This window comes from Auraticoccus cholistanensis, from assembly GCF_009742705.1.
GTDB lineage: Bacteria > Actinomycetota > Actinomycetes > Propionibacteriales > Propionibacteriaceae > Auraticoccus > Auraticoccus cholistanensis.
This window is the reverse complement of record NZ_WPCU01000004.1, coordinates 55,823-57,560: the sequence shown is the minus strand read 5'-3', so window position 1 is coordinate 57,560 and position 1,738 is coordinate 55,823. Positions and strand designations below refer to the sequence as shown.

The 1,738-nt window shown below is 71.5% G+C and carries 2 protein-coding genes and 1 pseudogene; all 3 read right to left on the bottom strand.

What is annotated here, in order from left to right; translation table 11 throughout:
- Nucleotides 1-544, bottom strand: a 544-nt coding sequence (locus GC722_RS02875) for an ABC transporter substrate-binding protein (RefSeq protein WP_156608740.1), incomplete at its 3' end; no start/stop codon positions are given.
- An 8-nt stretch (nucleotides 545-552) separates the two neighbouring features.
- Complete coding sequence (locus tag GC722_RS02870; RefSeq protein WP_197429723.1) at nucleotides 553-1,368, bottom strand: sugar phosphate isomerase/epimerase family protein; 816 nt, start codon at nucleotides 1,366-1,368, stop codon at nucleotides 553-555.
- Nucleotides 1,365-1,738, bottom strand: a pseudogene (locus tag GC722_RS17530) (hypothetical protein); the annotation flags it as partial. The gene GC722_RS02870 and the pseudogene GC722_RS17530, both read right to left, overlap by 4 nt.

The window sequence follows — 1,738 nt, the reverse complement described above, 5'->3', positions numbered from 1 at the left end:
CCCCGGCCTCCTCGAGCGCGGGCACGTTGCGGACCGCACCCTCGTACCAGATGCCGTACGGGATCGAGTAGATGTGGCCGTCCTCGTTGCGGTTGCTCTCGATGACCTCCGGCGGGATCCCGGAGACGTCGATGGTGCCGTCCTCGATGAGTCCCTCGAGGGGCAGCAGCGAGCCGCGGTCCTCGTAGCGGGCTTGGTACCGCGACTGCATGGCGGGGATGCAGGGCAGGTTGTTGGCCGCTGCCTGGACCGAGAGCCGGTCCCAGTGGCCGTCGAACGTGGTGGGCTGGGTCTCGATGACGAGGTCCGGGTTCTCCTGGCCGAAGGCGTCGACGACCTCCTGGACCGCGGCGTTGCGTACGTCGGAGCCGTACCAGGCCAGGGTCAGCGGCCCCTCGGCCGGCAGCTCACCGCCGGACGGCACGTCGGTGGAACCCGACGAGCAGGCACCGAGGAAGAGGCTGAGGGTGAGAGCTGCGGTGGGAACGGCCCACCGGAGGCGGACAGGTGAGGTGCGCACGGCGTCGTTGCCTGCGTGGGACATGGTGCTCCTTAGGTGGCGAGTTGGGCTTGCAGTGGGAGGTGGCGGGCGGCGATGTGAACCCCCGCCCGGAGGTCGCTGATGACACGCGCCCGGTCGAGGAGCGGCAGCTCGACCACGACCCACCCCGACCACCCCGGGGTGAGGGTCCGGGCGAGGACGGCGTCGAAGTCGACGACCCCCTCACCGAAGCGGACGAAGTGGCCGGTGCCCGGGCCCGTGCAGTCCTTCAGGTCCACGTGCACCACGAGGTCGCCGAGGTCGGCGGCGACGGCGGCGGGGTCGTGTCCCGAGGCCACGAAGTGACCGGTGTCCAGGCAGACCCCGAGGCCCTGGCGGCCGACCGCGGTGAAGACGGCGTGGTAGTCCTCGGGGTGCTCGATGACGTTGCCGACATGGTTCTCCAGGACCACGGTGATGCCCCGTTCCGCGGCGACGGGAGCGACCACCCGCAGCAGCTCGATCAGCGCGGGCAACCCGCCGCAGGTGTCGCGGGCGGAGCCGGTGGCCTTGATGACGCCGACGTCGAGGCGGCGGGCGACCTCGAGCAGCCACAACCAGCGGCACACCTCGCGGGTGAGGTCGGCGGCTGCTGGGCCCGGGGCGAACGGCGAGACCTGCAAAGACGCCGGACGCAGATTGCCGGCACGACAGCGCCGGAGGAGCCCCTCGATGCCGGACGGCGTGAGGTTGCGGCCGTACCAGGCGTTGATCTCGAGGTCCTCCACGCCGAGCCGGGGTGCGAGCTCGAAGGTCGGTGCGAAGTCCTCGTCCCCGAACCCGTCGAAGCAGATCGTCGCGACGCAGAGCCGCGCACCCCCGCTCACGGGGCGGTCCTGCCGAAGTCCGGGATGCGGATGCGCTCGCCACCGGACATGGCCGACTCGTGGGCGCAGATCCCGACCGCCGTCCAGTTCGCCGCGGTCTCGGCGTCGATCGCCGCCGGCCGCTCCTCGACGATGCTGCGGACGAACTCGTGCGCCAGGTGGGGGTGCGACCCGCCGTGACCGGCTCCCTGGATGAAGGACAGGTGCTCGTTGTCGTCGCCGTACACCCCCCGGGTGGTGAACTGCGCGATCTCGGGCGGCAGCAGGTGCGCGAAGTCCACGACGTCGAGCGTCTCGGGCTTCTCGCCCACGTGCAGGACGTGCCCGGACCCCTGGGTCTGCTCCCACTCGAAGGTGGCCCGCTCGCCGA